Here is a 7,779-nt window from a genome sequence, read left to right on the forward strand (position 1 = left end):
CATATGAGCGTAAGGTTTATGTTCATAGGAAATTGCTAATCAATATAATGTTTCGCGCAATCATCACAAAATTGGTATTTGATGTTTTTAAAAAAGGGGAAATGATTAGCTCCCTTGACTTGGAAGAATCCATTCAGTATGTTGAAGATTTTTATAAAACTATGCAAGAAACTGCAGATCGTGAAAATATTTCTATTTATTCTAAAGAATATTACTTAAACTTTTATAAAGATTTACATAAAGATAATCATGGCGATATATATATCGTTTATCTAAATAAAAAGAAGACTATGAAACTACTTAATAATAATTTAGATGAGCTTAATGAAAACTATGAAAGTTTAACAAGTGAAAATAAGAAAAAAGAAATTAAAAATCAAATAGATAAGCTTGAAAAATTAATTGACGAAATTAATGAAGTTAAAGAAGAAAAGCTTGTATTGTCATCAATAATAACAGCTAAATATGGTGATAAAGTTTGGACAATTCATGGTGGTAATAGTAGTATTCTTAGAAGTTTAAATTCTAACTATTTAATCTATTTTGAAATAATAAAGGATGCTGTAGAAGAAGGATATAAGACTATTGATTTCTTTGGCACTTCATTTAATCCTAGCCAAGATGATCCAGAATATGGTATCTGGTTATTTAAAAAAAGACTTGGAGGGGAATATACAGAATTCATAGGAGAGTTTGACTATGTATTTAAGAAGTTTACTTATAGAATGTTTAATATTCTTATTCCAATTAGGAGAAAACTTGCTAAGTTGAAAAGTAAAAGAAAAAATAAGCAAAAATAAAGCTTATTTTTTTATTAATTTCTTTAATTTCTTTAATGTAGTAAATAACTTATAAGTAAGCCCTATACCTAGAGTGAACTCTCCAACATATTCAACTACATTTCCATTGAATCCTTTTTTAAATTCGTAAATTCCATAATATTTATTTTTGGGATTAAAGTCACCAGCTATACCATAAAAATTTACATATTTATACCCCATTTTATATGCATCAGTGATATGAGCGTCATATAAAGCATATTTTGGATAATATTTCTTGTAATTAGTTAAAGTTCCACTACTTAATGATATATAGTCAGTTCCTGATTTTACTGATATTAATGCTCCAATATCTACTCCGTCTGGATGATTTTTTATCATCTCTTCAGTTTCCTTTATTTCTTCTTTATATTTTGTAATTAAATTATCCGATATCTCTTTTTTATTTCTTAATTTATTTCCTACCATATCAGTTTGCATTTTTTTATTTATTTCATCGTTGTTTTTTTCTTCTTCATTAAGTTTATTCTTTGTTAATTCAAGTCGTGATTTTGGGTCAATATATGCCATATAAACTTTAATATTATTTGGCATGCACTCAAACATGCTTTTATAATATTCATAACTTTTGGTATTGAACTCATCACGTTCCGCAGTTTCTTTAAATATTTTAGAAAGGCCTTTTATATCTTCTACATTACCAATCCTTATTTTCACTCCATTATTATGAGTTGCCTCAATGTTCTTTCTTGTTGATTTAATAAAGTTATTTTTAAGTTCATCATAAGATTTGTCAAGTTTTAATCTATATACCCACCTTACTTGCATTGTCTCAAAATAATTATTAAAACCATAGTGAGTAAACCCTAATTCTTTTAAGTTTTTAATTATTGTATCATTAGTTTTGTCATCAATTATTTCTCCATCACTAGACCTTATTCTATATATTACATTGGGATCAATCGTAATAGACATTCCATTATGTGACTTTATATACTTTTTTATATTTTCTACAAAAAAGCTTAGTAGTCCTTTATTGTTATAATCTATTATAAAGCCTCTTGAAGAATAGAATCTTTTCTTTTTTAAAAAGGATCCTACTGAATACATAAGAGTTGCTGCTACTACTTTTTTCTTATCTTTTACTCCAACTAAATAACATTTAATATTATTCTTTTCTTTAAAGTTTTTTAAATCTAATGTTTGCATATATGATTCCTGGTCATGTTTTTCAACAAATGAAGAATACTCTTTTTCAGTTAATTCAGTAAATTCCATAGCATCATCTCCTATAAAATTAATTATAGCATAAAAAAGGAATTACTTAAATAATTCCTTATCTTAATCGGCTACTTGTGTTAAGGTTACTTCCGTTGTTATTTCTTCTTTACCACGTATGTATTTAACTTTAATTGTATCTCCAATATTATGTTTATATAATAAATATCTTAGGTAAGCTGTATTAGTAACTTTACTACCATCTATTTCGATTATTACATCGCCTTTTTTAATCCCAGCTTTATCTGCACTTGAACCATCTACAACAGAAAGAACTGCTATCCCTTCCTCAATACTACTATCAATTGAAACATTATATTGATTTAATAGTGCTGTTTCGGTAACATTTACGTGTGTTATTCCAAGAAGTGGTCTTTCTATTTTTCTTCCATTTTCTAGATCGTCAATATGTTTCATGGCATCTTCAATTTTTATTGCAAATCCCATACCTTCAATACTATCATTTACTAGTTTTAATGATGTAACTCCTATTATTTCACCATTAATGTTCACAAGTGCACCCCCACTATTCCCTGGGTTAATTGAAGCATCAATTTGGATTACATCTTGTACCCAATCATCTTTTGATTCAACACTTACTGTTACTTTTCTATTTAGTCCAGAAATATGTCCACCTGTTACTGTATTATAATATTCCTCTCCTACTGGTGTTCCAATAGCAATTACTGATTCTCCTAATTGCAATTCTTCGGTTGAACCAATCTTAGCAACTGAAATAATATTCTTTACAGGAACTCTTAATACTGCTATATCCATGTATTTGTCTCCACCTAATAGTTCTGCATCAACTTCTTCACCGCTAGTAAATGTAGCTGATAAACTAGTTGACCCATCTACAACGTGCTGATTTGTCATAATGTAACCATATTTGTCATCTACCTTATAAACAAATCCACTTCCTGATCCAGCTAATTTTCCTTTTTGATAATTTTTTATCATTACTACGGAATCATATACTTTATTTACCGTTTGACTTAATCCACCATTTTCTATAACCATTGTTCCACTCATGCAGTTTGAACAACTATTATAGACTAGTGAATTTTCTTCTCCATTTTTTAAACTAGTATCATTTTTATTAAGAAATATATAACTTAATTCAATCCCAGCTAAAAATGCTAAAATAATTGCTATTATTGTTAAAAATTTAAAAATACTTAATAAAAAAAACATGAAAAATTTTACAGAAATTAAAAAAAGATAGAAAAGATATTTTACAATTTAGAGAAAAAATTAAAAAAATTAGCTCATTTTTGTAAATTTTTATAGACAAAAATGAAAGTGAAATTTTTTTGAAAAATAATAAAAATTTTTAGGGTAAAAAATTAAAAATAATGGGTTGAATCACAAACTAAAAACAAAATTATAGATAGAAATAAAAAATCTGATAAAATAGAAGAAATATAAAAAAATTATAGTAAATAAGAGGATGTTAAAAAATTAAAAGAAAATTAGAAAAAAACGAATGTAAAATGAATGTGAAAATGACAAAAAAGTAAAAATTTGTATACAAGAGAAAAAAAATAAAATAAGAAAGTAAAAAGAAAAAAAAGTAAAAATTTCAATAAATAGAAAAAAATTAAAATAAGAAAGTGAAAAGACAAAAAAGAAAATTTCTATACAATAAAAAAATTAAAATAAAAATAGAATTAAATATCCAATTCAGAAATATTTCTAGTGAAATTATATCCGAAATTAGGATGGGAACAAGCATGAATATGAATATAATTAGCAAGGGTATTTCCAACTGAAACTCCATCCATATTGTTTAATACTCCATTTCCACGAAGAACATCAAATACAAGAGAATCTGTACTGTTTATATTGAGTTTAGTGTAATGGAACTCATGTCCTCTGAATATATCCCCCTCATTTGATATAAGATTATCCTGATTGGATCTTGCAATAATATAATTTAAACCCTGAACCCTTTCAGTCATTTCAGAGGAATAAGGAATAGCATCAACCATATTAAATCCGTCAATGGATTTAGAAAGATAGATAAGACCTCCACATTCTCCATAAATTGGCCTATTTTCCTTATGGAATCTACGAATATCCTCTAACATAGAAGTGTTTTGAGACAATTCCTTCTGAAATACCTCAGGATATCCTCCGCCTATATACAATGCATCAACATCTGGAAGATTTTCATCCTTATATGGACTAAATGGAATTAACTCTGCATTATTATCCTCAAGAGACTCTAAAGTTTCCTTATAATAAAAGGTAAATATCTCATCCTGGGCAACACCTATCTTGACACTGTTTTTATTATCTGTTTTCCACAATTCACCAGGTTTTGAATCATTTGTAACCGGAAGGTCTAATGCATCATTATGCTCTCTGTTAAAATCATCCTCATGGGATTCAATTGCAATATTTTGATTGTCTTTTACAGCAGATTTGGAACTTGTCTTCATTATGTTCTTTAAGGCATCCAAATCTATATATTCCTCTGCAATCTCTCCCCAAAGATTAATGTTTTTAGTAATTTTATCTTTTTCAAGAGCTGGAACAAGACCTAAGTGTCTCTCTTCAACTGTAATCTTTTCGTCTCTAGGTATTCCCCCAATAACTGGAACATCTGCCAACTTTTCAACAGATTCCTTGGCCTTCCTATAATGGCGTGGCCCCTTAACCTTATTCAAGATAACTCCTTCTATTCTGACTTGAGGGTCAAGCGCCTTGAATCCAAGCACAATAGCTGCAGCACTTTTAACAAGACTTCTGGAATCCATAAGAAGAACTACAGGAGCATCCAAAGCCTTTGCAATTGAAGCGGTATTTCCCACATCACCTATAGGACTGATTCCTTCATAAAGACCTCTAACACCTTCAATGATTCCCATATGTGAGTTTGATTTTTTAAGAGCTCTTTTAAATGAGTTGATTATCTGAAAATCATTCATGAAAAAGGAATCCAGATTTCTGCTAACATTTCCTGTAGCGATAGTGTGATAGGATGGATCTATAAAATCAGGCCCTATCTTAAAAGGTTGAACATTTTCATCTGAAAGCGCCTTCATGATTCCTGTTGAAATTGTTGTCTTTCCAACTGCACTTCCAGTTCCAGCTAGTACGAGTTTCATATATTAAGATTATATAAAATTTTATATAAAAGTTTCTTATGGTTAAGGGAAATTTAATTAAAGTACAATTGAATTAGATAAAAAATAAACTTTTTAAACAAATTTTGAAAAATCGTATTAAATTTGAAAAATTTCAAAATCGTTAAATAAAAATAAAGAAAGAAATTTAAAAAAAATGTATTGAATTTGAGATATAAAAAATATTTAAATGAAAAATAAAGAAAGAAATTTAAAAATACTATAAAAGTAAAATTTTAAATAAATTAAAAATATATTAAAGTGTAGTTAGTTATTAAGAAATTAAATAAATTTTAACTAAAAAAGGACAATGAAAAAATATTTAAAAATAGTGTATAATAAAAAATAAAAAAATATCTAATAGATTTTAGAAGAAAAATTTAGAAAACTATTATAGAAAACTATTTTCGAAAAACTTTTAGAAAATCTTTTAAAAATCTTAAAGAAAAACCTTTAGAAAAACTTTTAGAAAAACTTTTAAAAAACATATAGAAAATCTTTTAAAAATCTTTTAAAAATTAATTTGAGGAATTAAAATGTCAACTATGGAAAAGATGCAGGTTTTGGCTGATTCTGCCCAATATGATTTATGCGATTATGTCAGCCATAGCAAGAGTTCTCAAGTTAATTTGCCTGGAATATACCATGCTACAGGTCACGACGGATGTAAGATTCCATTATTTAAAACATTAATGACTAACAAGTGTAAAAATGATTGCAAATACTGCATCAATCAAAGCAGACGTAACTTTACACGTCTTGAATTAAGTCCTGACGAACTCTCAAGAGCATTTCTCCATTACTATAACAACGGATATGTCAATGGTCTTTTTTTAAGTTCAGGCATATCAAATGATATAGATCAGACAATGGAAAACACCATTGAAACAGCACGATTGCTTAGAAAAGACTATGGATATAAGGATTATATCCATTTAAAAATCATTCCTGGAGCAAGCAAGGATTCAATAAAACGTGCAATGAGTCTTGCTGACAGGGTAAGCCTAAACATAGAGGCTGCAACAAAGGACGGACTTAGTGAAATTACAAGCACAAAGGATTATAACAAGGACATTCTAAAAAGATTGGATTGGATGCATCAGATAGCAAGAAGAAATCCAAGCTTTGCAAAATCCGGCCATACTACACAGTTGATAGTTGGGGCAAATGATGAAAGCGACTATGATATACTCAAGAGAATGGAAGGATTATACAAGAAAGTTGACTTGAGAAGAAGTTATTTCAGTGCATTTTCTCCTGTAGAGGGAACCGAATTTGAAAATAAGGATGCCTGCAATATTGAAAGAACCAATCAGCTATACCATGCAGATGCACTTTTAAACGATTATAAGTTTAAGACTAAAGAGTTGGTATTTGATGAGAATGACAGGCTCTCATTAAGTGAAGACCCTAAGATTCTTGCTGCAAGGGAAATGGATATATTCCCTGTAGAAATCAATACAGCATCATATAGGGAATTGATTAGAGTACCTGGAATTGGCCCTACATCAGCAAGAAGGATAATTAACATTAGAAAAGCTATGCCATTTAAGAAATTGGAGGACTTGAAAAAGTTAGGCGTAGTTGTAAAAAGAGCAGAGCCTTACATTAAACTAGAGGGAAAATATCAGCAATCCTTAGACAATTTTTAGAGAAAATAAGAAAAAAATTTAAAAATTTGAAAAAATAGGAAAAAATCTACTAAAAATTTTAATTTTTTATGTAAAAAATATGAATAAAAATTAGATAAAAAATTAGATAAAAAGTCTAAAAATTATAAAAATAGTATGTAAAAAATTAGATAAAAAGTCTAAAAATTATTAAAAAATTTGTGTAAAAAAATATGAATAAAATTTAAATAAAAAGTCTAAAATTATAAAAAATAGCATATAAAAAATAAAAATAGATAGAAAAATCTATTTATACATTTGAATTTCTATAATGGAAACATTAGTTGTAACACCATCATTATCGACGACTTCTTCAGTATCGATACGAATATCCCCTACTTCCAAATCAGGTACAAAACGATTTCTTACAATTTCAGCAACATCAACAGCTCTACTTATAGCTCTTCCTCTTGCTTTTAAGAAAATTTCAGAAGCGCCATTGTTTATTTGAGTCACTACTGCAAGAACGTAATTCATTACTGGTTTATTACCAATGTACACTATGTTATCTTCTGACATCAATGAACCTCCAATGCAATTAATATTAATTTTATACTACAAGATATAAAAAGTTTTTTAAAAAAACCTATATAAAATCTTAAAAATATTATATTCATATAAATATTTAGTTAAAACTAAAAAAGAATATAATTATTAGTTTAAACTTAAAAATAAGAAAAAATAGACCTTATAGACAAATACAAAAATTTTTAGGTTTAAAATTAATAAAAAACTATTTTCAAAACCTTAATTAATTATAAAAAAGAGTTAAATAAGTTAAGATTTATAAAATTGATTTTTAAAAAAAATTCTTTAGTCCTAATTAAAAAAATATGAAAATAAAATTAATTTAAATAATTTTACTTAAAAAATATGAAAATAAAATTAATTTAAATAATTTTACTTAAAAAATATGAAAAT

At 27.2% G+C, this 7,779-nt stretch carries 6 protein-coding genes; 2 read left to right on the forward strand and 4 right to left on the reverse strand.

From position 1 onward, the window contains the following. Positions 1-800: peptidoglycan bridge formation glycyltransferase FemA/FemB family protein (locus Q0138_RS01170; protein WP_297979771.1), on the forward strand; the 800-nt coding region annotated here is incomplete at its 5' end. A gap of 3 nt (positions 801-803) precedes the next feature. Here Q0138_RS01170 and Q0138_RS01175 read toward each other — a convergent pair. The 3 genes from Q0138_RS01175 to cfbB form a co-directional block, all read right to left on the reverse strand. After that, positions 804-2,057: a peptidoglycan bridge formation glycyltransferase FemA/FemB family protein gene (locus Q0138_RS01175; RefSeq protein ID WP_297979773.1), complete on the reverse strand. Its 1,254-nt coding sequence runs from the start codon at positions 2,055-2,057 to the stop codon at positions 804-806. A gap of 63 nt (positions 2,058-2,120) precedes the next feature. Beyond that, on the reverse strand, positions 2,121-3,251 hold the full coding sequence (locus tag Q0138_RS01180) for a trypsin-like peptidase domain-containing protein (RefSeq protein WP_297979777.1): 1,131 nt from the start codon (positions 3,249-3,251) through the stop codon (positions 2,121-2,123). A 476-nt stretch (positions 3,252-3,727) separates the two neighbouring features. Continuing rightward, positions 3,728-5,170 carry a Ni-sirohydrochlorin a,c-diamide synthase gene (gene cfbB / locus Q0138_RS01185; RefSeq protein ID WP_297979780.1) on the reverse strand — a complete coding sequence of 481 codons (1,443 nt, stop codon included), beginning with the start codon at positions 5,168-5,170 and terminating at the stop codon, positions 3,728-3,730. A 554-nt stretch (positions 5,171-5,724) separates the two neighbouring features. On the opposite strand from cfbB, the gene Q0138_RS01190 reads away from it, so the two are divergent. Next, entirely contained in the window at positions 5,725-6,840 is a 1,116-nt protein-coding gene (locus Q0138_RS01190; protein WP_297979782.1) for a radical SAM protein, read from the forward strand. Positions 6,841-7,104: 264 nt separating this feature from the next. On the opposite strand, the gene albA is transcribed toward Q0138_RS01190, so the two are convergent. Further along, positions 7,105-7,377: a DNA-binding protein Alba gene (gene albA / locus Q0138_RS01195; protein WP_297979784.1), complete on the reverse strand. Its 273-nt coding sequence runs from the start codon at positions 7,375-7,377 to the stop codon at positions 7,105-7,107. Between the last annotated feature and the right edge of the window lie 402 nt (positions 7,378-7,779).

This window comes from uncultured Methanobrevibacter sp. (genome assembly GCF_937906425.1).
Lineage (GTDB): Archaea > Methanobacteriota > Methanobacteria > Methanobacteriales > Methanobacteriaceae > Methanobrevibacter.

Bases quoted from the DNA above. Each gene is read 5' to 3' on its own strand.
- Q0138_RS01180 (WP_297979777.1), bottom strand. From the start codon at position 3,251: ATGTTTTTTTTATTAAGTATTTTTAAATTTTTAACAATAATAGCAATT.
- cfbB (WP_297979780.1), bottom strand. From the start codon at position 5,170: ATGAAACTCGTACTAGCTGGAACTGGAAGTGCAGTTGGAAAGACAACA.
- Q0138_RS01175 (WP_297979773.1), bottom strand. From the start codon at position 2,057: ATGGAATTTACTGAATTAACTGAAAAAGAGTATTCTTCATTTGTTGAA.
- albA (WP_297979784.1), bottom strand. From the start codon at position 7,377: ATGTCAGAAGATAACATAGTGTACATTGGTAATAAACCAGTAATGAAT.
- Q0138_RS01190 (WP_297979782.1), top strand. From the start codon at position 5,725: ATGTCAACTATGGAAAAGATGCAGGTTTTGGCTGATTCTGCCCAATAT.